The organism is Pseudotabrizicola sp., from assembly GCF_030684215.1.
Taxonomy (GTDB): Bacteria; Pseudomonadota; Alphaproteobacteria; order Rhodobacterales; family Rhodobacteraceae; genus Pseudotabrizicola.
This window is the reverse complement of record NZ_JAUXOV010000065.1, coordinates 36,559-59,485: the sequence shown is the minus strand read 5'-3', so window position 1 is coordinate 59,485 and position 22,927 is coordinate 36,559. Positions and strand designations below refer to the sequence as shown.

26 protein-coding genes are annotated in these 22,927 nt (G+C 60.8%); 19 read left to right on the top strand and 7 right to left on the bottom strand.

All coding sequences use genetic code 11. The annotated features are described in order from the left end of the window. The first annotated feature begins 374 nt into the window (after positions 1–374). Together Q8K08_RS13160 and Q8K08_RS13155 are read left to right on the top strand one after the other, a co-directional pair. The gene (locus Q8K08_RS13160) at positions 375–1,598 is read left to right on the top strand and encodes a glycosyltransferase family 4 protein (RefSeq protein ID WP_305250389.1); all 1,224 of its coding nucleotides are present in this window, start codon (positions 375–377) and stop codon (positions 1,596–1,598) included. Then, positions 1,598–2,389, top strand: a complete 792-nt coding sequence (locus Q8K08_RS13155; RefSeq protein WP_304799378.1) for a hypothetical protein — start codon at positions 1,598–1,600, stop codon at positions 2,387–2,389. The genes Q8K08_RS13160 and Q8K08_RS13155 overlap by 1 nt, the downstream gene beginning before the upstream one ends. Here Q8K08_RS13155 and Q8K08_RS13150 read toward each other — a convergent pair. Further along, positions 2,386–3,021 carry an SGNH/GDSL hydrolase family protein gene (locus tag Q8K08_RS13150; RefSeq protein ID WP_304799380.1) on the bottom strand — a complete coding sequence of 212 codons (636 nt, stop codon included), beginning with the start codon at positions 3,019–3,021 and terminating at the stop codon, positions 2,386–2,388. The genes Q8K08_RS13155 and Q8K08_RS13150 overlap by 4 nt on opposite strands. 129 nt (positions 3,022–3,150) lie before the next feature. Between Q8K08_RS13150 and trxA the strand changes: the two genes are divergently transcribed. The 4 genes from trxA (at position 3,151) to Q8K08_RS13130 (ending at position 5,478) form a co-directional block, all read left to right on the top strand. Further along, entirely contained in the window at positions 3,151–4,059 is a 909-nt protein-coding gene (gene trxA / locus Q8K08_RS13145; protein ID WP_304799382.1) for a thioredoxin, read from the top strand. 27 nt (positions 4,060–4,086) lie between these two features. Then, positions 4,087–4,731 (top strand): LON peptidase substrate-binding domain-containing protein, encoded by a 645-nt coding sequence (locus Q8K08_RS13140; RefSeq protein WP_304799384.1) that lies wholly within the window; start codon positions 4,087–4,089, stop codon positions 4,729–4,731. After that, the gene (locus tag Q8K08_RS13135) at positions 4,728–4,940 is read left to right on the top strand and encodes a Trm112 family protein (RefSeq protein ID WP_304799386.1); all 213 of its coding nucleotides are present in this window, start codon (positions 4,728–4,730) and stop codon (positions 4,938–4,940) included. The genes Q8K08_RS13140 and Q8K08_RS13135 overlap by 4 nt, the downstream gene beginning before the upstream one ends. Before the next feature lie 103 nt (positions 4,941–5,043). Next, on the top strand, positions 5,044–5,478 hold the full coding sequence (locus tag Q8K08_RS13130; RefSeq protein WP_305250326.1) for a cytochrome c: 435 nt from the start codon (positions 5,044–5,046) through the stop codon (positions 5,476–5,478). 70 nt (positions 5,479–5,548) lie between these two features. Here the strand turns inward: Q8K08_RS13130 and Q8K08_RS13125 are convergent, their stop codons facing one another. Continuing rightward, positions 5,549–5,818 carry an I78 family peptidase inhibitor gene (locus Q8K08_RS13125; RefSeq protein ID WP_304801191.1) on the bottom strand — a complete coding sequence of 90 codons (270 nt, stop codon included), beginning with the start codon at positions 5,816–5,818 and terminating at the stop codon, positions 5,549–5,551. Positions 5,819–5,835: 17 nt separating this feature from the next. Next, positions 5,836–6,057 carry an I78 family peptidase inhibitor gene (locus tag Q8K08_RS13120; RefSeq protein WP_304801192.1) on the bottom strand — a complete coding sequence of 74 codons (222 nt, stop codon included), beginning with the start codon at positions 6,055–6,057 and terminating at the stop codon, positions 5,836–5,838. 265 nt (positions 6,058–6,322) lie between these two features. Here Q8K08_RS13120 and Q8K08_RS13115 point away from each other — a divergent pair, with 265 nt between their 5' ends. From Q8K08_RS13115 to Q8K08_RS13105, 3 genes are all read left to right on the top strand, one after another. Next, complete coding sequence (locus Q8K08_RS13115) at positions 6,323–7,453, top strand: S-(hydroxymethyl)glutathione dehydrogenase/class III alcohol dehydrogenase (protein ID WP_304801195.1); 1,131 nt, start codon at positions 6,323–6,325, stop codon at positions 7,451–7,453. A 193-nt stretch (positions 7,454–7,646) separates the two neighbouring features. Beyond that, positions 7,647–8,396, top strand: coding sequence for an NYN domain-containing protein (locus Q8K08_RS13110; protein ID WP_304803146.1), 750 nt, complete (start codon positions 7,647–7,649; stop codon positions 8,394–8,396). A gap of 82 nt (positions 8,397–8,478) precedes the next feature. Continuing rightward, on the top strand, positions 8,479–9,525 hold the full coding sequence (locus Q8K08_RS13105; RefSeq protein WP_304803144.1) for an LLM class flavin-dependent oxidoreductase: 1,047 nt from the start codon (positions 8,479–8,481) through the stop codon (positions 9,523–9,525). An 82-nt stretch (positions 9,526–9,607) separates the two neighbouring features. On the opposite strand, the gene Q8K08_RS13100 is transcribed toward Q8K08_RS13105, so the two are convergent. Together Q8K08_RS13100 and dapE are read right to left on the bottom strand one after the other, a co-directional pair. Continuing rightward, positions 9,608–10,027 (bottom strand): GNAT family N-acetyltransferase, encoded by a 420-nt coding sequence (locus Q8K08_RS13100; RefSeq protein WP_305250325.1) that lies wholly within the window; start codon positions 10,025–10,027, stop codon positions 9,608–9,610. Then, the gene (gene dapE, locus Q8K08_RS13095) at positions 10,024–11,172 is read right to left on the bottom strand and encodes a succinyl-diaminopimelate desuccinylase (protein WP_305250324.1); all 1,149 of its coding nucleotides are present in this window, start codon (positions 11,170–11,172) and stop codon (positions 10,024–10,026) included. Before dapE ends, Q8K08_RS13100 begins: the two co-directional genes overlap by 4 nt. 279 nt (positions 11,173–11,451) lie before the next feature. Here dapE and Q8K08_RS13090 point away from each other — a divergent pair, with 279 nt between their 5' ends. Then, positions 11,452–13,062, top strand: a complete 1,611-nt coding sequence (locus Q8K08_RS13090) for a Hint domain-containing protein (protein WP_305250323.1) — start codon at positions 11,452–11,454, stop codon at positions 13,060–13,062. A 2-nt stretch (positions 13,063–13,064) separates the two neighbouring features. Further along, entirely contained in the window at positions 13,065–14,051 is a 987-nt protein-coding gene (locus tag Q8K08_RS13085) for a Hint domain-containing protein (protein WP_304800139.1), read from the top strand. 3 nt (positions 14,052–14,054) lie between these two features. On the opposite strand, the gene Q8K08_RS13080 is transcribed toward Q8K08_RS13085, so the two are convergent. Continuing rightward, positions 14,055–14,390: a hypothetical protein gene (locus tag Q8K08_RS13080; RefSeq protein WP_305250322.1), complete on the bottom strand. Its 336-nt coding sequence runs from the start codon at positions 14,388–14,390 to the stop codon at positions 14,055–14,057. A 22-nt stretch (positions 14,391–14,412) separates the two neighbouring features. Beyond that, positions 14,413–15,237 carry a 2,3,4,5-tetrahydropyridine-2,6-dicarboxylate N-succinyltransferase gene (gene dapD, locus Q8K08_RS13075; RefSeq protein WP_304800142.1) on the bottom strand — a complete coding sequence of 275 codons (825 nt, stop codon included), beginning with the start codon at positions 15,235–15,237 and terminating at the stop codon, positions 14,413–14,415. Positions 15,238–15,317: 80 nt separating this feature from the next. Between dapD and Q8K08_RS13070 the strand changes: the two genes are divergently transcribed. The 8 genes from Q8K08_RS13070 to Q8K08_RS13035 all read left to right on the top strand — a co-directional run bounded on the left by Q8K08_RS13070 (position 15,318) and on the right by Q8K08_RS13035 (position 22,926). Next, positions 15,318–16,124: a TIGR00730 family Rossman fold protein gene (locus Q8K08_RS13070; RefSeq protein ID WP_305250321.1), complete on the top strand. Its 807-nt coding sequence runs from the start codon at positions 15,318–15,320 to the stop codon at positions 16,122–16,124. A 230-nt stretch (positions 16,125–16,354) separates the two neighbouring features. Then, positions 16,355–17,170: a creatininase family protein gene (locus Q8K08_RS13065; protein WP_305250320.1), complete on the top strand. Its 816-nt coding sequence runs from the start codon at positions 16,355–16,357 to the stop codon at positions 17,168–17,170. Further along, positions 17,167–17,943: an ABC transporter ATP-binding protein gene (locus Q8K08_RS13060; protein WP_304798265.1), complete on the top strand. Its 777-nt coding sequence runs from the start codon at positions 17,167–17,169 to the stop codon at positions 17,941–17,943. Before Q8K08_RS13065 ends, Q8K08_RS13060 begins: the two co-directional genes overlap by 4 nt. Beyond that, the gene (locus Q8K08_RS13055; RefSeq protein WP_304798262.1) at positions 17,921–18,775 is read left to right on the top strand and encodes an ABC transporter permease; all 855 of its coding nucleotides are present in this window, start codon (positions 17,921–17,923) and stop codon (positions 18,773–18,775) included. Before Q8K08_RS13060 ends, Q8K08_RS13055 begins: the two co-directional genes overlap by 23 nt. Then, positions 18,765–19,916 (top strand): amidohydrolase family protein, encoded by a 1,152-nt coding sequence (locus Q8K08_RS13050; RefSeq protein WP_305250319.1) that lies wholly within the window; start codon positions 18,765–18,767, stop codon positions 19,914–19,916. The genes Q8K08_RS13055 and Q8K08_RS13050 overlap by 11 nt, the downstream gene beginning before the upstream one ends. Continuing rightward, positions 19,913–21,280 (top strand): FAD-binding oxidoreductase, encoded by a 1,368-nt coding sequence (locus Q8K08_RS13045; RefSeq protein ID WP_305250318.1) that lies wholly within the window; start codon positions 19,913–19,915, stop codon positions 21,278–21,280. Before Q8K08_RS13050 ends, Q8K08_RS13045 begins: the two co-directional genes overlap by 4 nt. A gap of 29 nt (positions 21,281–21,309) precedes the next feature. Next, positions 21,310–22,314 carry an ABC transporter substrate-binding protein gene (locus Q8K08_RS13040; RefSeq protein ID WP_305250317.1) on the top strand — a complete coding sequence of 335 codons (1,005 nt, stop codon included), beginning with the start codon at positions 21,310–21,312 and terminating at the stop codon, positions 22,312–22,314. Between the two features lie 12 nt (positions 22,315–22,326). Next, entirely contained in the window at positions 22,327–22,926 is a 600-nt protein-coding gene (locus Q8K08_RS13035) for an NAD(P)H-dependent oxidoreductase (protein ID WP_305250316.1), read from the top strand. The last annotated feature ends 1 nt before the right edge of the window (position 22,927 follow it).

Below are 22,927 nucleotides of genomic sequence, written 5' to 3'. Positions count from 1 at the left end.
ATCGCCAGTGCGGCAAGAAGCATGAAAAGCGATCCAGCCCCCGAATAAGCGAAAACTGCCAGAGAAACTGGGTGCCCCAAGATCAGAGTAGAGGCTGCGCCGAACCACCCGCCGAGCACAGCAGTTACCATATAAAAAGTTGGCATGTGTCCCCCGACCTGCCGATTACGCGCCTAGTCTTATGTGATTTCGCGTCGCGTGAAAGCATTCAAACATATCGCAAGGCATTTCTGACATGTTTTTTGACATTTTTTGGTGGGATACGGCGGTTTTGTGCCTGATTTGACCCACTTCAAAGCCCTTGCATCCCCTGACGTCAATGGCGATCTTGGTCAAAGGTGCCTGAGGTGGCACCGGACAAACCGGAGCCGCCTTTGAAGATCGCCTATCTGATCAACACCTATCCCCGCGGATCTCAGACCTTTATCCGGCGCGAGATTCTTGCGCTTGAGCGTTCGGGGTGGGACGTTCACCGTTTTGCGCTGCGGTCAGACCGTGCTGCATTGGTCGAGCCTGCGGATCTGGCCGAGGATGCGCGCACCGAGCATATTCTGGGCTTTGGTGCAGGCAAGCTGGCGCTGTCTGCATTGGGATGGATCGCACGCAACCCCAAAGGTGCGTTGCGTGCATTCGTCATGGCTCTGCGCTGCGGCGCAAAGGGAGCAGGCGGCACACCGGGCACAGGGGGCCGTTTGCGCCATATGATCTATCTGGCAGAAGCCGCGCATCTGGCGCGCCGCTGTCACGACCTGCGCCTGCCCCATCTGCACGCCCATTTCGGAACCAACTCTGCCACTGTGGCGATGCTTTCGGCGATGATGGGGGGGGCGGGGTATTCCTTTACCGTTCATGGCCCCGAAGAATTCGACGCCCCCCGCGCGCTGTGCCTGGGGGAAAAGGCTGACAACGCACTTTTTACAGTGGCCATTTCCAGCTTTGGCCGCAGTCAACTGTGCCGGTGGGCCAGCACACAGACCTGGCCGCGACTGCATGTCGTTCATTGCGGGATCGAGCCATGGCGGTATCCCGACCCCGCGCCGATGCCAGCCGGCGGCCCCCATCTTGTGGCCATCGGCCGGCTGTCAGAGCAAAAGGGATTTGCCCTTCTGATCGAGGCCGTTGCTCGGGCGGTACAGACATTGCCCGACCTGCATTTGACGCTTGTCGGCGATGGCGAGTTGCGCCCCCAAGTCGAAGCGGCGATTGCCCGACACGATCTTTCCCGACACGTCACCCTGACCGGATGGCTGGATGAGGCGCGGGTGCGTGACGCGCTGTCTGCGGCACAGGCGCTGGTCCTGCCCTCGTTTGCCGAAGGCCTGCCAGTGGTGATTATGGAGGCCATGGCCGCAGGCCGCCCGGTGATTGCCACCGCCATCGCCGGGGTTCCGGAATTGGTCACGCCGGATACCGGATGGCTGGTGCCAGCTGGTGACGTTGAAGCATTGGCGCATGGAATTTGCGCCATGGCCGCAACGCCGCTTGACCGGTTGGCCGAGATGGGACATGCCGCAAGACAACGCGTGTTGAAGCGTCACGACATTGATCGCGAGGCCGAGAAACTGACGGTTCTTTTTGCCAGCAAGGGCAATCCCTGATGCCTGTTCCCTTTTCCTTTGTCTGTGCCAGCAATTCCGATGCGGTGCTGTCAGCAAACCTTGCCGCCTCGCCCATTCTGGCCGAAGGTCTGTCCTTGCATGTGGAGCGCGGCGCAGCGTCGGCGTCTACAGCCTATAACCGGGCCATTGATGCGACCGATGCTGATGTGATTGTCTTCGCCCATCACGATGTTTATTTACCCAAAGGCTGGGACAGGCTGCTTACCGCACGTCTGGCAGAGCTGACACGCATTGACCCCAACTGGGCTGTGGCAGGGGCATACGGGGTTGCTGGCGATTACAATCAGTTCGGGCCGGTCTGGACATCTTCTTTGGGGCAGATCATCGGTCGTGTGCCTTTGCAGCCTGAATCAGTGAACAGTCTGGATGAAATGCTGATCGTGCTGCGTCGGGCTTCGGGCCTGCGCTTTGATGACGAACAGCCCGGCTGGCATATGTATGGCACCGATATCGTATGCCGGGCGCGCGCGGCGGGCTTTGGTGCCTATGCCATCGGGCTGCCCTGCATTCACAACGACCGCTTTCACGGTGCCCTGGGACCGGATTTCACCGAAAGCTATCGCTGGATGCAGGCGAAATGGCCGCAATATCTGCCGGTTCAGACCCCGGTCACGAAAATCAGCCGTTCAGGCCTGCATCTGATGCGAGAGCGCTGGAACATGCGCAAATCGCTGACCCTGCGCGCGACAGAGGCGGTTGATACCGGTGCTGCGCCTGCCGTGCTTGCGTCGCGTTGCGGTTGGGCAGATCTGACGCCCTCAGCAGACTAAAGCCCGCGGATCACCCCGGCCACCGCAAGACCAAGCGTGGTATGCGCTTGGGGTTCAAAATGGATGCCGTCTTGCGGGCTGACTGCGATAATCTCGCCCGCGTCCAGAAATCCGATCCCGCGCGCAATGGCCAGTTCGCGGTAGCGCGCCGCGAGACCCTGGCTGCGCGCGGCCCCACCCAGAAACTCACCCGAGATTGGCCCGACTTCAAGCACCGGTGGCGGGCAGATCAGCAGAACCTTGAACCCGCCATGCCGTGCCTGCATTTCCAGGCTTTGCGCCACATCGACCAGACCGGCAATGCCTGCGGTGACGGCCTCGGGCGTGGCCGAGAACCGCGCTTTTACGTCATTTGTGCCCAGCATGATGGTCAGCACATCGACCGGGCCATGGCTTTGCAGCGCGATCTTCAACCCGTCCTGACCGTTCATATGCGCGCCCATCACCGGATCGGGAAATTGCGCGGTGCGGCCCGGCAGGCCCTCTTCTGCCAGCTCCCAGCCAACACCCAGATCCCGCCAGCACACCTGCGGCCAGCGTAAAGCCGGGCCAAAGCGGTGATATTCGCCACGTGTCACGATAGGGGGCGTTCCATGGGTATTGCTGTCGCCAAAGGTTAAAAGATACGGCATGTCACTCTCCCGGTCTTGCTGGGCAAACGCTACGACCAGAATCCTTGCGCGTAAATGCCTCTTGCCCCTTGGCCTTTGCGCCCGCTGTGCGCATATAGGGGACGAAGTTTCAGACGGATGAGGGATCGGATGTTCAGCCTTGGTGACAAACCTGCCGCCGCACCGAAAAGCGACCTGATCAAAGACACGACCGAAGCCACCTTCATGGCCGACGTGATCGAGGCCAGCCGCGAAGTGCCGGTGATCGTTGACTTCTGGGCGCCGTGGTGTGGCCCCTGCAAAACACTTATCCCCGCGCTTGAAGCGGCGGTGACAGCCGAAGGCGGCAAGGTTCGCATGGTCAAGGTGAACGTTGACGAAAATCAGATGATCGCAGGGCAGTTGCGCGTGCAGTCTATCCCGACCGTCTTTGCCTTTTGGCAGGGCCAGCCGGTTGATGGGTTTCAAGGCGCGTTGCCGGGGTCAGAGATCAAGAAGTTCATCGACCGGATCAAGGCTCTTGGCGGCGATGGCGGGCTGGCCGAAGCGATCGAGGCCGCAGAACAGATGCTGACAGAAGGCGCCGCGGTTGATGCCGCTGAAACATTTGCCGCCATTCTGGAAGAAGAACCGGAAAACGCTGCGGCTTATGGTGGCTTGATCCGCACCCATTTGGCGCTTGGCAATCTGGAGCAAGCGGAAGTTCTGGCCGCCAATGCGCCCAAGGCCATCGCCTCTGCAAAAGAGGTCGAGGCGGCACGCGCCCAGATCGAGCTGGCCAAACAGGCGGCCAATGCAGGCCCGGAGCAGGATCTGCACAACGCGGTCGAGGCGGACCCGGCCAATCATCAGGCCCGGTTTGACTATGCCGCAGCCCTTCTAGCGGCAGGAAAGACCGAAGAAGCGGTCGATCAGTTGCTGGAGCTGTTCCGCCGCGACCGGGAATGGAACGATGGTGCCGCGCGCACCCAGCTTTTCACCATTTTCGATGCCTTGGCTGCCAAAGATCCGATTGTGATGAAAGGGCGTCGCAAGCTGTCGTCAATGATATTTGCCTGACGCGCCACGCGGCCTAGGTAGACCCTCATGATTAACGCATCAGACTTGCCCGACACCATCCCGGTTTTCCCGCTGCCCGGCGCGCTGATGCTGCCGCGCGCGCGTTTGCCGCTGCACATCTTTGAGCCGCGCTATCTGGCGATGATCGAAGACTGCATGAAAACCAAAACCCGGCTGATCGGCATGATCCAGACCCGCGAAACGCCGGCTGGAGAAAAGCGACTGCAATCAATAGGTTGCGCAGGTCGGCTGACGGGTTTTTCCGAAACGGAAGACGGGCGATACATGATCACCCTGTCGGGCATGTCGCGGTTTCGCGTGCGCGATGAGGTGCAGGGATTTACCCCCTATCGCCGTTGTCAGGTTGACTGGTCCCCGTTTGGCCGCGACCTGAACCGCGAGGATGAAACTGACCCCGGCTTTGACCGCCCTGCCTTTCTGGCGGTGTTGGGGCGTTATCTGACCACGCTTAACCTTGCGACCGACTGGGACAGTCTGAAAGAAGCCGACACCGAGTTGCTGATCAACTCGCTGTCGATGCTTTGCCCCTTTACGCCCGAAGACAAACAAGCCTTGCTGGAAGCGCCATCGCTGTCGACCCGGCGCGAAACGCTGGTTACGTTGATCGAATTTGCCCTGCGCGGCGGGGCGGATGACGAGGTGATGCAATGAGCGATCCCGACGCAGCCGAAGCAGCCGCCAATCAGGCGCAGCCTTTTGATCCGCGCATGTTGGAAAGTCTGGTCTGCCCGCTTACTCAGGCAGTGCTGACATATGATGCCGCGCGGCAAGAGCTGATATCGAAAGCCGCCCGGCTGGCGTTTCCGATACGCAACGGCATTCCGGTCATGCTGCAAACCGAAGCACGGGCGCTGGACTGACCGCGGGCAGCAATGACGTTCGCGTGATCGACAACAACGTCACTATGCCGATGCTTTGGCTCTCTTATACTGGCTCAGATTTTCCAGCTGGGAGCCAGAGAATATGAAGTTGATTTCGAAAAGCCTGATCGCCGGACTTGTTCTTGTGGCCGGTGTTGCCGTGGCAAAAGAAGGCGTGCAAGATCCGACCGTCAAGGCCCGCATGGACCTGATGGGCACCATCGGGATGAATGTCAAAGTTCTGGGCGACATGGCAACCGACAAGGTGGCGTTTGACGCCGCCGCTGCCCTGGCCGCGCAAGAGGCATTGGTGGCTGCATCCGCAGACATCGCCGCCAAATTCGAACCGCAGGCAACAGACCCGGTTGCCGAGGCAAAGCCCGAAATCTGGACCAACTGGGATGATTTTGTTGCCAAGGCAGGTGCGCTGAATGCAGCCGCAACCTCCCTTGACCCAGCGTCTCTGGATAGCGTCAAGGCTGGTATGGGGGCAGTTGGTGGCACCTGCCGCGACTGCCACAGCACCTACCGCATGTAATTACGCGTGCCGGATCAGATCAAAGGCCCCCGATCCTTCGGGGGCCTTCATCATTTCTACTACAACGGGTTCAGCTGCAGTGGACGCGTGAAATGCGCTCTGCCCGGTCAATTTCGATGTTCAGCCGGTCGGGGCGGTAGTCCATAGTGACCGCCATATCTGGTCGGATAATCCGTGTTTCCTGCCCAAAGCGCATTGTCTGTAGCACCGAAGCAGGCTGACCCACCAACCCTTGCAGCGCATCTGCGCCACAGGTTGCAAGATCAGGGCCATCCGACACAACGGGCTGACATGCCGCCAGCATGGCAACCACACATCCGGCAAGGGCTATCTGTTTCATCGTTTTTCTCCCGGTCTTTAGCCGCAAAACAGGTGCAAGATCACACCGCTGCCATCTACTTGGGCATTCAGCCTGTCCGGCATCAAGTCCCGCGTCACGCCTTGGCCGGGTCGCAGCACCCGTAGATGGCCCGGCAAGCGATAATCCGCCAGTTCCACAAAGGACCGTCCCGCAAGATGGGTCAGCTGGTCCTGACCACAGCCCGCCACCTGACTGCTGGCAAGCCTTGCCGGTGGCACAATGGCCGGCCCCTGCCCACCCAAGGTCGGCAGGACGCACCCGGAAAGCATCCCGCACAGGGTTAGCCCGAAAACACCCCGCCGGAAGACTGGAAAGCCGATGAGCGACAAGAACCTGACCACTGGTGAACCATGCTAAAGCTGATGATCACCTAACCCCTCAGCCTGTGTTCTTGCAAGGTTGCCTTTGAATTTCCCGGCGCAGGGTCTTGCCTTGGGGGACGCTTTCCCCCAGCCTAGGTGCAATTCGAAACAGGAGAAGTCCATGCGTACCCGTGCCGCCGTCGCCCTTGCCCCCGGCAAACCCCTGACCGTGATGGAGGTCAATCTGGCCGACCCAAGGGAAGGCGAGGTTCTGGTCGAGATCAAGGCCACCGGCATTTGTCATACCGATGAGTTCACCCTGTCGGGTGCCGATCCCGAAGGGCTGTTTCCGGCCATTCTGGGGCATGAGGGCGCGGGCGTTGTCATCGCCTGCGGGCCGGGGGTCACAAGCCTGAAGCCCGGTGATCACGTTATTCCGTTGTACACACCAGAATGTCGGCAATGCCCAAGCTGTCTTAGCCAGAAGACCAACCTTTGCACCGCAATCCGGTCAACCCAAGGGCAGGGCCTGCTGCCGGACGGCACCACACGGTTTTCGATGCTGGATGGCACGCCGATCCATCACTATATGGGCTGTTCCACCTTTGCCAATCACACGGTTGTGCCAGAAATCGCCCTTGCCAAGGTCCGCAAGGACGCCCCGTTTGACAAGATCTGCTATATCGGCTGCGGCGTCACCACTGGCATCGGCGCTGTGATCAACACCGCCAAGGTAGAGATCGGGGCCAAAGCCGTGGTCTTCGGTCTGGGCGGCATCGGGTTGAACGTGTTGCAGGGTCTGAAGCTGGCCGGTGCGGACATGATCATCGGCGTGGACATCAACAACGACCGCAAGGAATGGGGCGAGCGGTTCGGCATGACCCATTTCGTCAATCCCAAAGAGATTGAAGGCTCGGTCGTGCAGCATATTGTTGACCTGACCAAAACCCCCTTCGACCAGATCGGCGGCGCAGATTACTCTTTTGACTGCACCGGAAACGTCAAGGTGATGCGCGATGCGCTGGAATGCACCCATCGTGGTTGGGGTCAAAGCATCATCATCGGCGTGGCCCCTGCGGGCGCTGTGATCGAGACGCGCCCGTTCCAGCTGGTCACCGGCCGCATCTGGAAAGGCACGGCCTTTGGTGGCGCGCGTGGGAGGACAGATGTGCCAACGATTGTTGACTGGTATATGGATGGCAAGATCCAGATTGACCCGATGATCACCCACACGCTGACACTGGAAGACATCAACAAGGGCTTTGATCTGATGCATTCGGGTGAAAGCATCCGGTCAGTCGTGGTGTATTGAGGCTGATGTTGATTGGGGGGCTGGCTGCCCCCCAGCCAATTAGCAACCCCCGAGAGTATTTTTGCCAAGATAAAATCCAGCCACAGGGCCTTGACCCGATTGAGAAGGACATGCTTGCCGCGCCCTAGCCGTCAGCTTGAGGCTTTCCTTGGCTGAGCCAAGATGCGACAAGCGGCGGAATGGAGAAAATGTGATGCCGGAAACCCGCACCCCCCGCCTTTGCGTCCTGATCGACGCCGACAATGTGCCCGCCAGCTATGCCGAGGCGATTTTCGAAGAAATCGCAGCTTTGGGCGAAGCCTCTGTGCGCCGCATCTATGGTGATTGGTCGGCGCAGCGTCTGGCGGGTTGGGCCAAGAAGGTCGCCGCTCTGGGGCTGGTTGCGGATCAGCAGTTTTCCAACACCAAGGGCAAGAACGCGAGCGACATCGGCCTTGTGATCGCTGCGATGGATTTCCTGCACTCGGGCCTGTTTGACGGCTTTGTGCTGGTGTCATCCGACAGCGATTTCACCCGCCTTGCCGCCCGGATCCGTGAACAGGGGCTTGATGTCTACGGTATCGGCGAAAAGAAAACGCCCGAAGCTTTCCGCATGGCCTGCAAGCGGTTCATCTATGTCGAAAACCTGAGTGCCATCGCCGAGGAGCCCCCGCGCGTTGCCGCCCGGAGCGAGACGGTCGAAGGTGTGGTTGCGGTGAAATCCGGCACCAAAGAGGCCCCGACCAAGGCCATTCCGCTGATCGTCGCCGCCATGCGCGCGATTGACCCGGACGGCGAATGGTACACGCTTGGGCCATTGGGCCAATTCATCACGCAGGCCAACCCCGATTTCGATACGCGGACCTATGGCGCGGCAAAGCTGTCGGATCTGGTGCGCCGTCTGCCCCGGTTCGAGGTCCGCCAAGGCCCCGGCGGACAGCTGGAACTGCGCGACCTGTCGTAACGACGCACATCTGCCGTGCGGGTCTGCGCCTTTGCGCACAGGCCCGCATCGCCTATGTTCAGCCCAATTACAGGAGACCGTTATGAGCAAGATTTCCCTTGGACTGGACACGTTCGGCGATGTGAACCGTGGCGCGAACGGGCAGCTTTTGCCGATGGATCAGGTGCTGCGCGATGTGGTGGAACAGGCGGTTCTGGCCGATCAGGTCGGCATCGACTTTATCGGACTGGGCGAACACCACCGCGATGATTTTGCCATTTCCGCACCCGAAATCGTGCTGGCCACCATCGCCGGGCGCACCAGGACCATTCGGCTCGGCACTGCCGTTACGGTGTTGTCGTCCGATGATCCGGTGCGCGCCTTCCAGCGGTTTTCCACATTGAACGCCCTGTCCAATGGCCGGGCCGAGGCCATTCTGGGCCGCGGGTCTTTCAGCGAAAGCTATGCGCTGTTCGGGTATGACATGGCCAATTACGACCAGTTGTTCGAGGAAAAGCTGGACCTGTTCGCCCGCCTCGTGCGTGAGAAAAAGGTCAGCTGGAAGGGCGAGACGCGGGCGCCGCTGAAAAATCAGGTGGTCTATCCGCCACTGGGGCCAAAGGGGCTGACCACATGGGTCGGCGTTGGCGGCAGCCCGGAATCGGTCGTGCGCGTGGTCCGGCAAGACCTGCAACTGATGCTGGCCATCATTGGCGGCGATCCGGCGCGCTTTGTGCCCTATGTCGATTTGTATCACCGCGCGGTGGGGTCGATGGATGCAAAGGTGCGCCCGATCGGCGTGCATTCCCCCGGTTTCATTGCCACGACAGATGAGGCCGCGCGCGAAGCTCTGTGGCCGCATTACCGCGACATGTTCGGCCGCATCGGCCGCGAAAGGGGCTGGCCACCGGTGACCAAAGACAAGTATCTGGCCGAGATCGAGCAAGGCTCTTTGTATGTCGGCAGCCCGGACACCGTGGCGAAGAAGATCGCAAAAACGATCCGGACGCTGAAAATCCAGCGGTTCGACATGAAATACGCAACCGGCCCGCAGCCCCATGGCGACCTGATGGCGTGTATCCGGCTTTATGGCGAAATTGTCATTCCGATGGTTCACGATATGCTGGCCCGTGACCGTTCTGCGGCCTGAGCGCAGCGCGGGCTGGGGTGGTGGACGCCTCCGGCGGGAGTATTTTGAAAGCAGCAATGCCGAGAGGTGCGCGGCGGCGGCGCTAGAGCGGCATGACCATATCGCGGTGCGCAATTCCGGCATCGTCATAGACCGGGCCCTGGGCAACGAAGCCCAAGCGCTCGTAAAACCCCATGGCATGGGTTTGTGACCCCAGCTTGGCACGGGTGACGCCGGGCTGGCGCCGCAGTTCGGCAACAGCCTCGCGCATCAATGCAGTACCAAGGCCAGTGCCGCGCGCCTGACGCAAAACGCAGACCCGGCCAATCTTGCCAGTGTCGCCCGACAGCAAAAGCCGGGCGGAGCCCATCGGGATGCCATCAACCAAGGCCAGGATATGGATGGCCTGATCATCCTTGTCGTCAATCTCATCCGCCTCGGACACGCCCTGTTCTTCGATGAACACGATACGACGCAACTGGCGGCAGGTTGCGATGTCACGGGTGGGGGCAATGTGGATCATGCAAAGTAGTCCTGCAAAATGCGGCTATAGATGGTCTTGAGTTGGCCGATCTGGTCGACCTGCACCCGTTCATCGACTTGATGCATGGTCTTGCCCACCAGACCGAATTCGACCACCGGGCAGTGATTTTTCACAAAGCGCGCGTCCGAGGTGCCGCCCGAGGTTGAGGTAACCGGCACGCGGCCGGTTTCAGCTTGCACCGCGCGGGCCACCATGGCCGAGAAATCGCCGGGCGGAGTCAGGAAACTTTCGCCCGAAATACTAAGGCGCACATCGAACTGAACGCCGGATTCGTGCTGCACTGTCTGGGCGCAGTCCTGCACCCAACGGCTTAGGCTGTCGCCCGAATGCAGATCATTGAACCGGATGTTTACTGTGGCCGTACCGCGCGCGGGGATCACGTTATTGGCGGGGTTGCCGCAATCAATCGTGGTTATCGCCAGTGTCGAGGCATCAAAATGTGCGCTTCCCGCATCCAGTGGCCTTTCCTCCAGCTTTGCCAGCAGCTTGACCAACGCACTCATCGGGTTTTTGGCCCGGTGCGGATAGGCGGAATGGCCTTGCACCCCGGTTGCGGTGACAAAGGCGGTCATGCTACCACGGCGACCAATCTTCATCATCTCGCCCATGTCATTCGGGCAGGTCGGTTCGCCGACCAGACAATGTGTCATGCGCTCGCCCTGGGTGGCCATCCAGTCGAGCAAAGCCACTGTGCCGTCGACCGATGCGCCTTCCTCATCGCCGGTGATTGTCAGGATAACGGCGCCATCGGGCGGGGTGTCGCGGACGAAATCGATGGCGGCTGCGACAAAGGCCGCAACGCCGGATTTCATGTCGGTCGTGCCACGGCCATACATCCAGCCATCGACGATCTCGGCTCCGAACGGATCATGGGTCCAGGCGGCCGCATCACCGACGGGCACGACATCAGTATGCCCGTTGAAGCCAAACGAGCGGTTTGCCCCCCGCGTACCCCAGCGGGCGAACAGGTTGGCCACCCCGCCCCGGTCAACCCGTGTGCAGTCAAAGCCCGCATCGGACAAAAGGGCCTGCAACAAGACCAGTGCCCCGCCCTCTACCGGGGTGACTGAGGGGCAGCGCACCAGATCTGCGGTCAGGGCGACAGGATCAACTGGCTTGGGCATTGCGGGTCTCCGGCATGGGTTTGGCGCAGGAATACCGACAGGGCGGACCTGCTGCAACCTTTGCGCAAACGCTAGCGGCGATGCATCCCATTGTTGCTGTTGCGACACGCTCTTTCACTACGGCGCAGCGACCGAAGCACTGTGGCCAAAAGATGGATGACTTATGGCAAAACTCTGATAATCATTCATAAAACTATAAGTCCCAGAGGCAGGGCAGAGCAGGGTCAACGCACCCAATCCGACAAAATGCTCCGGCAGGCATCCGCCTGACCGCACATGATGCTCTGTCTTCAACGGGTGGAGGCAGTCTTGGCGACAGGCGCAGAACTGAACTACAACGTCAATGCAACCGCCATGCAGATGGCGAATGCGATGTTTGGCAGCGGCGTGACCGTGGTGGGTGCAAGCTATACCGGGCCACGCGACAGTTCAGCCATATTCACCAATGGTGAACTTTCGCCGGGTGTCCTGCCAACTTCGACAGGCGTTATTCTGTCCACCGGGAACGTGCGCGATTTCACCCAATCGAGTGGCGATCCAAACCGGCTTACGAATACATCGACCAACACGACCGGCGTCGATAACAACAGCCAGTTCAACGCCATTGCCGGTGCATCAACATTTGACGCGGTTTGGATTGATGTCGATTTCATCCCGACCGGCGATGTCATGACGATGCGCTTTGTGTTCAGTTCTGAAGAATACCCGGAATATGTGAACTCTAGCTTCAATGATGTGATGGGGGTCTGGGTTAACGGAGTCTATGTGCCGGTGACGATCGGCGACGGCACCTCGTCGATCAACAACATCAACCCGCTGACACAGCCGAACCTGTTCACCAGCAACATGAACGACGCCTATAATACGGAAATGGACGGCTTTACCGTGACCCTGACCCTGACCTTTCCGGTGCGGGCAGGAGAGGTGAACTCTATCCGGATTGGCATCGCGGATACAGGCGATGCACAATACGATTCCAACCTGATCATCGTGGGGGACAGCATTCAGACCACGCTGGTTGCCATTGACGATACCGCCACCATGGTAGCGACAGGGCAGAAGACGCTCGATATTCTTGCCAACGATATCTACAGCGGCGCCGGAACGCTTCAGATCACACAGATCAACGGGACCAACGTTGTGGCCGGGCAGGTCATCACCCTGCCCTCTGGCCAACAGGTCCGGCTGAATGCCGATGGCACGATCACGGTGTTCGGGAATGGTGATATCGAGCAGGTTAATTTTACCTACACCGTCGCATCCACCACCGGCGGCCATGTTGACACCGGGCTTGTGCGCCTGACCACCATTCCCTGCTTTGTCGCCGGCACCATGATTTTGACCGATCGCGGAGAATGCCCGGTAGAGTCGCTTTTGCCCGGTGATCTGGTGATAACAAAGGATGACGGGCCGCAACCACTGCGCTGGATCGGGCGGCGGCAGGTGCCTGCAACCGGGTCTTTGGCACCCATCGAGATCAGGGCGGGCACCTTTGGCAATCACCGGCGTTTGCTTGTATCTCCGCAGCATCGGGTGCTTGTGCATGACAGTCTGGCAGAGCTTTTGTTTGGCGATACCGAAGTGCTGGTGTCGGCCAAGGATCTGGTCAACGGGCGGTCGGTGAGGGTGATCGAAGGGGGCGAGGTGGATTATGTTCACCTGCTGTTTGACCGGCATCAGATTGTATCGTCCGAGGGTCTGGCCACCGAAAGCTTTCTTCCGGGGCCGCAATCGACCCGCCTGTTCGATGCCGCGATTATCGACGAAATCTGCACCATTTTCCCGGATCTTGACCCAAAGACCGGTGATGGTTACAGCCCGGCGGCACGGCGGACCTTGCGGCCATTTGAGGCACAGCTTTTGTTCACTGCGGCAGAAAAGGCTGCGTGATCATGGAGGATTGGCTGGCGCTGTCTGACCTTACCCTGCCAAACGGCGACCGGCTTCCGTTGGAGCAAGGCTTGTTCATCTGTGAGACCACGTTGCCACTGGGCGCTGGCACTGTCTTGCTGGAGTGGCATCAGGATGATGGCGACAGGCGCAGCTTTTCGATCTTTGCCGACCCGCAAGCCGGGATTGTGGTGCTGCACCGCAACGGCGAGATGATGCGGCGGCACGTTCTGCCCGGACCCTTGCCCTTTGGCCTTGGCGCGGCGCGGATCACCTATGGCTGGAACCGGCGCACGGGGCGTTGGACCCTTAGCTTTGGCCGTATCGGGATGGGTGAGGAATGCCAAAACACCGGTATAGGCCCGATCGCGTTGTCGCCGGATGAATTGGCTGCATTGTGCCGCAGAGATGGGGCAGCGCTGCGTCATGCGTCGCTGTTGTGGTTTGGCGTGACAACCGGCGCCCGCCCGCCAGAGCGCGCCCCGTGGCTGGGTTTGCGAACCCCAGTTGACACAGCGCGCGGGCCGGTCGCTGCCGGGGCTTTGCGGGCGGGGGATCTGGTTCATACGGCAGACAATGGCCTTCAGCCGGTCTTGCGGGTCAGTCGCCTGAATCTGCCCAGCAGGGGCAGCTTTGCGCCGGTCATCATGCGCGCGCCCTATCTGGGTCAGGGCAGTGATGTGTTGCTGGCCGCCGATCAGCTGGTTGCGCTGAACGGGGCCGAAGTGGAATACATGTTCGGTGTTGAGGAAGTCTTGGTCCGCGCCGACGCGCTGGCCAATGGAACGATTGCCCGGATAGACGGGCGGCAGGCCGCAATTGACTGCGTGACGGTTGACCTTGGTTTGCCGGAATTGCTGCTGGCAGATGGTCTGAAACTGCTTAGCCATGGGTTCAGGGCGGAACCGCCCCGGCCTGTCCTGTTGCCGTTTGAGGCGCAGCAACTGGTCAGCCTGATGGCGCGGCGCAGCCTGTTTGGCGCGGCCTGAACCTTAGTCGTAAAGCGCAGTCATCTGGGCCACGATGACCGAGTTTTCCTCCAGCGCGCGCAGCATCAGCGCCTCTTCTTCGGGAGGAATTTCTGCCCCGGCGGCTTTTTGTTCGTCAAGCGAGCCATGGCCTTCAACCTCTAGCACCGCCAGTTCGGCCTGCTTGAGGATCGCCACCGTTTCACGCACCGCCTCGGCCTCGTCCACACCACTGGCATAGCACATCAAAGCCCCGCCCGTGGCTTTGGCGGGAAGATCGTCACCGGGTTTGCGGCCAACCTGCACCAGCAGGGTATACACCTGCTGGCGGCTGGTTTTTGCGGGCTTTTCATCGGTCATGGGCTGGCCTTTCAGGGGCGGTTCAGTCGCGCAACAGCTCGTTGATAGAGGTTTTCGAGCGGGTTTGCGCATCGACCTTTTTCACGATCACGGCGCAATACAGGTTGATACCGTTTTTCGATGGCATCGAGCCTGCCACAACGACCGACCCGGAGGGCACCTCGCCATAGGTTACAGAGCCGGTTTCGCGGTCAACGATCTTGGTCGATTTACCGATGAACACGCCCATGCCAAGGACAGAGCCTTCGCGCACGATGCAGCCTTCAACCACTTCGGACCGCGCACCGATAAAGCAGTTGTCTTCGATGATGGTGGGGCCTGCCTGCATTGGTTCGAGCACGCCACCGATGCCGACGCCGCCAGACAGATGGACGTTCTTGCCGATCTGCGCGCACGATCCTACGGTGGCCCATGTGTCAACCATGGTGCCTTCATCAACAAAGGCGCCGAGGTTGACGAAAGACGGCATCAGGACCACGCCCTTGGCGATGTGAGCCGATTTGCGCACGATGCAGTTTGGCACAGCGCGAAAGCCAGCGGAGCGGAAGTCATCTTCGCCCCAGCCGTGAAATTTGCTGTCAACCTTGTCCCACCATGACGACCCCTGCGGGCCACCCGATTGCAGGCCCATGTCTTGCAGCCGGAAGCCCAGAAGCACGGCCTTTTTCGCCCATTGGTTCACATGCCAATCGGCACCGCGCTTTTCGGCCACGCGCAATGTGCCTGCGCCAAGGGCGGCCAGCGTGGCTTCAACCGCGTCGCGGGCTTCGCCTTTGGTGGCGGGGGTAAGGCTGTCGCGGACTTCCCACGCGGCCTCGATGGCGGTTTCCAAGGCGGCGTTTGACATGCTGTCACCCATTTTTGATTGGTCCTGTTGCGCCCTGCCTATAAGGCTTGGGGAGAGATCACGCAATGCAAAGGCAGCCTATGAAAGACGAACCCCGCGCCCACCCGTTTCGCGACAGCGTCGAAGACGTGCAGGCCGCCGACCGCACGCCCGATACCATCCAGACCCGCGCGCCCGCCTACAGGCTGGCGTTTGCCGACCCGGATTTTATGACGCGAGAGGAATTGCGCCCGGTGCGGTTACAGCTGGAGTTGCTGAAACCGCAGATTGTGATGGACGAGCGCGGGATTGAATCGACCATCGTTTTGTTCGGCGGCGCGCGGATTCCGCCGACGGCAGGTGCGGGCCGGACGCCCGCACTGGCGGAACTGTCGCGCTATTACGAAGAAGCGCGGCGCTTTGCCAAGCTGATGACCGAGCGCAGCATGGAAAGCTATGGCCGCGAGAATGTGATCGTTACCGGCGGCGGGCCGGGCGTGATGGAGGCGGGCAATCTGGGCGCGCATGAAGCGGGCGGCCAGTCGATCGGGTTGAATATCGTGCTGCCGCATGAACAGGCGCCCAACCCCTATGTGACGCCGGACCTGTGTTTCAACTTCCACTACTTTGCCATTCGCAAGATGCACTTCCTGATGCGGGCCAAGGCAATCTGCGTGTTCCCCGGCGGCTTTGGCACGCTGGATGAGATGTTCGAGACGCTGACGCTGATCCAGACTCAACGGATGAAGCCGATTCCCTTCCTGCTGTTTGGCCGGGAGTTCTGGGACAAGATCATCAATTGGGAGGCACTGGCCGAAGCCGGCACCATCAGCGCGGAGGATCTTGACCTGTTCCAATACGTCGAAACCGCCGAGGAGGCCGTGGCGGCGATTGACGGCTGGCGCTGATCCTTCTCAGTCAGCCCGAAGCCTGCGCTTCACGGGCCTGAATGCGCCTGCTGAATGGGCATAAAAAACAATCTGCAGATGTCGAACCAAATGGTTTGACACAATGGTTCATCCTCGGGTCAAGTTCAGGTCAGCTGAGCCTTGATCCGAGGTGAGACGATGATGACACTGCCCACCCTGCTATGCTCAGACGACCTAAGCGTCGGTTTAAACCGGGCCGGAGGTGCCGAATGAAGCATCGGTTTTGGGCGCAATATACCGCCAAGGATTTTGCCGAGCTGCCGCGCAGTGAATTGATCGCGTTGCTGCCCGTCGGGGCGGTCGAACAGCATGGGCCGCATTTGCCGTTGTCGGTGGACCAAGCGATTGTTGATGGCATGGTGGCGGCCGTGGTGCCGCTGTTGGCGCCTGATCTGCCGGTGGTGTTTTTGCCCACGCTGTCGGTGGGCAAGTCAAATGAGCATTCCGCCTGGCCCGGCACGCTGACGTTTTCGGCGGCAACGCTGATGGCGATGTGGTCGGAAATCGGCGACTCGGTGGCGTCGGCGGGGGTGCGCAAACTGGTTTTTCTGAACAGTCATGGCGGGCAGATTGCGCCGATGGACATCGTGGCGCGCGATTTGCGGATCAAGCACAAGATGCTGGTGGTGGCGGCAAACTGGTTCGCCATGGGTCTGCCCGAGGGGCTGATTTCCCCGGATGAGGAACGGCACGGGATACATGCGGGCGATCTGGAGACCAGCGTGATGCTGGCGCTGCATCCGGATCTGGTGCGGATGGACCGGGCGCGAAATTTCGTGCCGCAGAATGCGCGTCTGGCGGAGGAGAACCAGCTGTTGGGCCTGACACCGGCGGGCCGTCTGGCGTGGCAGATGCAGGACATGAACGCGGCAGGCGCGGCGGGCGATGCGACGCAGGCCACGGCGGAAAAGGGTCAACGCGCGATTGACCATGCCGCCGCCCGGATCGTGACGCTGCTACAAGAGGTGCACCGCATGCCGCTGTCGTTTCTGGACACGCGCGCAAACCCGGACGCCTTTGCATGAAGGGTGATCCGATCATTCGCATGGATCGGGTGTCGAAGCGGTTCGGCAATGACACGCTGGCGGTGTCAGACATGACGCTGACGATCAATGAGGGCGATTTCATCAGTTTTCTGGGACCGTCGGGCTGTGGGAAATCAACGGCGCTGAAGATGATTGCCGGGCTGTTGCCGGTGACTTCGGGCACGATCAGCATTGCGCCTGCGGCGGGCAAGACCGAGCAGGATCTGGGCTTTGTGTTTCAGGAACCCACGCTGATGCCGTGGGCCACAGTCTATGACAACGTGTTTTTGCCTTTGCGGCTGGCGGGGGTGACAAAGGCGGATGCGCGGCCAAGGGTTGAGCAAGCGTTGCGTGAGGTGGGGCTGACGAAATTCGCGCAAGCCTATCCGCGCGAATTGTCGGGCGGCATGAAGATGCGGGTGTCAATCGCTCGGGCGATGGTGACGCGGCCCCGGATCTTGCTGATGGACGAACCCTTTGCCGCGCTGGACGAGATGACGCGGTCAAAGCTGAACAATGATGTGGTGCGACTTGCGGCAGAGCAGGGGCTGACGGTGATATTCGTGACCCATTCGGTGTTTGAAAGCGTCTATCTGTCCACCCGCGTCGTGGTGATGGCCGCGCGGCCCGGTCGGGTGGCGGATGATCTGGTGGTCGATGTGCCGTGGCCCCGCACCGAGGATTGGCGCATCTCGACAGAGTTCAGCGCACAGGCGCGGCGGATTTCGGACAGTTTGAAAGGGACGCTGGATGCAGAGCATATCGATCATTGAGCCTGCCCCGGATGCTCCGGTCAATGCCGCTGCGCTGGCGCGTGAGCGGCGCGAGCGGGTGCTGACATGGGTGTTGCCTGTCCTTGCGCTGGTGGTGGCAATTGGTGGCTGGGAATGGGTGGTGCGGGCCTATCAGATCCCGCATTACCTGATCCCGGCACCCAGTCGGATCGCGCAAACCCTGTGGACCGATGGGCCATCCCTGATGGGGTCGGCGTGGTTTACGGTGAAGCTGACGGTGTATTCGCTGGGGCTGGCGATTATCGGGGGGGTGCTGCTTGGCGCGTTGTTTGCCCTGTCTCGCGCAGTTGAGATGAGCCTGTTTCCCTTTGCCGTGATCTTGCAGGTAACGCCCGTGGTGGCGATTGCGCCGCTGATCCTGATCTATGTGGACAGCACCTTTGCCGCCCTGTTGATCTGTGCGTGGATTGTGGCGTTTTTTCCCATTCTGTCGGGCACGGTGATCGGGCTGCGCAGTGCGGATCACAACCTGCGCGATCTGTTCACGCTGTACCGCGCGACGCCGTGGCAGCGGTTGCGATTTCTGTTGGCCCCAAGTGCGCTGCCGTCGTTCATGGCGGCGCTGAAGGTGGCGGGCGGGCTTAGCCTGATCGGGGCTGTGGTGGCCGAGTTTGTGGCAGGCGCTGCGGGCAAGAATACCGGGTTGGCCAGCCGGATCATTGAATCGTCGTTTCGGAATGAGATTCCGCGGATGTTTGCGGCGCTGGTTCTGGTGTCGCTTCTGGGGGTGGTGATCTTTTTGGCGACTGCGTGGCTGTCGCGCCGGGTTCTGGGGCATTGGCATGAAAGCGAGATCCGGCGTGAGCATTGAGCTGGGCCCAGTGTTGATTGACGGACAGACGGTCGCGCTGAGTGTGGCGGGGGGCCGGATTGTGGCTCTGACGCCAACGCAGGCGCCTGCGGCGGCGGTGGCAATGCCGCTGTCGGTGGATGCGCATGTGCATCTGGACAAATGCTTTACCGCGCATCGCGCCCGCGCGGCCAAGCCGGGGCTGTTTGGCGCGATTGAGGCGATGGCGGCGGACAAGGCTGCGTGGAGCGCCGACGACCTGCGCGCGCGTATCACACGCGGGCTGGCGGATGCGGTGGCCAATGGGGTCGGCGTGATCCGCAGCCATGTCGACTGGACCGAGCCGGGCGTGCCGCTGGCCTGGTCGGTGATGGGCGAGGCGGATACCGAGGTGACGCTGCAACGCGCGGCGCTGGTGTCGCTGGATATTCTGGGCGACCCGGATCATGGGCCCGGGATTGCGGCGCGGGTGGCGGCAGATGGCGCGGTTCTGGGCACGTTCATTTATCGCCACGACAATTACGCCGACCATCTGGGCCGGGTGTTCCGGCTGGCGGCGGATCATGGGCTGCGCCTCGACTTCCATGTCGATGAGGGCCTCGATGCCGATGCCGTGGCGATTGATGAGGTGGCCCGGCTGACGCGTGCACATGGCATGGCAGGGTGGGTGTTGTGCGGCCACGCCTGTTCGCTGGCAATCCGGGCGGATGCCGACCGGGCCATCGCGCAGATTGCCGAGGCGGGGCTGGCGCTGACCATATTGCCCACCACCAACCTGCATTTGCAGGATATGGCCCCCGGTCGCAGCCCGCGGTTGCGAGGGCTGGCCCCGGCGCAGGAATTGCGCGCGGCGGGGGTCACGGTGCTGTTCGGATCGGACAATGTGCGCGACCCGTTCTACCCCTACGGCGCGCATGACCCGGTGGAGATGCTGCGGCTGGCCTGCCTGACGCTGCACCTGTCGCCAGGTGACTGGCTGGGCGCGATTGCGGGGGATGCGGCCCACGCCTTGGGGCTGCCCCCTGCACGGCTGACAGTCGGTGCACCTGCGGATTTCATACTGATCGAAGGGGCCGACTGGACCGAGGCCCTGAGCAACCCCCGCGCGCCACGCCGGATTTACCGGGCGGGCGCGGCGATGACGCAAGGAACTGCTGCATGAGCGTGAGTGCTGAAAAACTGGCTGCTTTCAAGGCCGCCATCGGTGAGGTGCCCTGTTCGGATGAGGCGCGGCTGCTGGAAGCGAAATCAAAGGATTACTATTGGTATTCGCCCATTCTGAAAGACCTGCTGGATCATCGCGCCGCCGATCTGGTGGTGACGCCCCGGACCGAGGCCGAGGTGATGACCGTGGCGGCGGCGGCGGCGCGGTTGCGCCTGCCTATCACGGTGCGCGGCGGCGGCACCGGGAATTATGGGCAATGCGTGCCGATGGAGGGCGGGATCATCCTTGAGATGACCAAGCTGGACCGAGTGATCGACATCGGCCCCGGCCGGGTGATCTGTGAGGCGGGTGCGCGAATGGAACGGGTGGAAACGGCCGTGGGGGCAAGCGGGCAAATGCTGTCGATGTTCCCATCGACCAAGCGCTTTGCCACCATGGGCGGCTTTGTCTCGGGCGGGTCTGGCGGCATCGGGTCGCTGCGCAACGGGATGCTGCGCGATGGCGAGAACATCACCTGGCTACGGATGGTGACGGTTGAGGAAGTACCGCGCGTGATTGAGTTGCGCGGGGCTGACATCATGAAGGTGCAGCACGCCTATGGCACCAACGGGATCATCACCGCGCTGGATTATGCCTTGGTCCCAGCGACCGACTGGGTGCATACGATTGCGCTGTTTGATGGCTATGACTCCGCGTTGCGCTTTGCGGCCGACGCTCAGGCGGCGGGGCTGGATGCCTATCTGATGACGGTGGTAGAGGGGCGGATTGCGCCGTTTTACAAGCGGTTGGCCGAGTATTTTCCAGTGGACAAAGACGCGGTGTTTTCGATGATCGCGCCGGATGCGATGGATGATTTCAACGCACGGGTGGCCGCGATGGGCGGCACGGTAAGCCTGAGCGGCACGCTGCATGATCTTGAAGCGCAGCGGTTGCCGCCCGCGTGGGAATGCGGGTGGAACCACACGACCTTGCAGGCGCTGAAACACGAGCCGGGAGTGTGGAGCTACCTTCAGGTTGCCTACCCCAGCCCGTTTGATCCGGGCTTGGTGATGGCGCAGATCGCCCGCTATGGCGATGAGGTCTTGATGCATCACGAAATGGCGCGGCTGCATAGCGAGGTGCAGATTTTTGCCCTGCCCTTGGTGCGCTGGACCAGCCGCGACCGGATGTATCAGATCATCGCCGAGATGGAACGGCTGGATGGCTGCACGATCTATGACCCGCATGTCATCACGATTGAAGACGGCGGGATGAAGGAAATCGACACCACGCAGATCGACTTCAAACGCGAGGCTGACCCGCATGGATTGATGAATCCGGGAAAAACCCGGGGCTGGACGCCGGATATGGCCAAGGCGTGACACATATTACAACAGGGAAAGGGATTGCGATGAAGACGCGTATACTGGCCACAGTGGCAACATTCGTGGCGGCAACCGTGGTGGCAAGCGGCGCTATGGCGCAGGATAAGGTGGTGTTCGCCACCAACTGGCTGGCCCAAGGTGGGCATGGCGGGTTCTATCAGGCGATGGCAGACGGGACTTACGCCAAATACGGGCTGGAGGTAGAGATTCAGCAAGGCGGGCCGCAGGTCAACAACCGGCCCATGCTGCCCGCAGGCAAAGTGGATTTCCTGATGGCGGGAAATCTTTTGCTGTCGATGGACAATGTTCGCAACGAGATTCCGACCATCGTGGTCGCGGCCTATTTCGAAAAAGATCCGCAGGTGATGCTGACACACAAAGGCGAGTATGCATCGTTTGATGATCTGGTGAACGCGCCGACGATCCTTGTCTCTAAAGACGGGCAGTTCAGTTATTGGCAGTGGATGGTGAAATCCAAAGGCTTCAAGGATGAACAGCTAAAGCCATATGGCTTTAACCTTGCGGAATACCTGACCGACAAGAAGATGGTGCAGCAAGGCTACGGCACCGCAGAGCCGATCTATGCCGCCGCTGCCGGGGCAGAGCCGGAGTGGTTCTTGCTGGCCGACAATGGCTGGAACACCTATTCCACCACCATTGAGGCGCGGGTACAGATGGTCGAGGAAAACCCCGATCTGGTGCAGCGCTTCGTCGATGCGTCCACGATTGGCTGGTATAACTTCCTGTACAACGACAATTCGGCAGGCAGTGCCGCAATCATCGCCGACAACCCCGAACAGACGGTGGAAAAGCTGAACGCCGAGGTTGAGCAGATGAAAGCGCTTGGCATCATCGGCACCGGGTATCAGACCGAAATGGGGATTGGCGCAATTGATATGGGCCGGGTTCAGGCGTTCTACGATCTGGCGGTCGAGTCTGGGATTCTTGCGGCCGGGTCGGTCGATATTGAAAAGGTCGCCACCGCGCGGTTCGTGAACAAAAAGGTCGGTATGGACCTGATGCCGAAGTAAGGGGTCTGCGCCATGCGCCTTCTGGTCGTCTTTTCTCATCCGTGCCCGGAAAGTTTTGGCGCGGCGCTGTATGAAACCGCCTGTCGCACCCTGCGTGCGGCGGGCCATGAATTGCGTTGCCATGATCTGTATGCCGAGAACTTCAACCCGGTTCTGTCCACCGAAGAACGGCGGCAATATCTGACCGACACCGCCGCGATCATCGCCAAGCACCCCGAGCATGTAGACAACCTGCAATGGGCCGAGGGCTTGGTCGTGATTTACCCGACGTGGTATTATGGTCCGCCTGCCATGCTCAAGGGCTGGCTGGAGCGGGTCTGGCTGCCGGGGATCACCTTTGAGGTGGCCGATGGCAAGCAAAAGCGCACCAAGCCGAAGTTGCAAAATATCAGGCTGTTGGTCGGTATCACCACATCAGGCAGTCCGTGGTGGTGGATCAGGCTGATCCGCGATCCGGGGAGGTCTTTGTGGACACGCGGGCTGCGGCCCTTGTTCAGCCCGCGCTGCCGGGTGATCTGGAAACAGCTTTACAACATGAACCACGTCACCGAAGACGATCGTAAGGTCTTTTTGGGTAAGGTCGAACGCAGTCTTTCAACCATTCCGGTGTAAC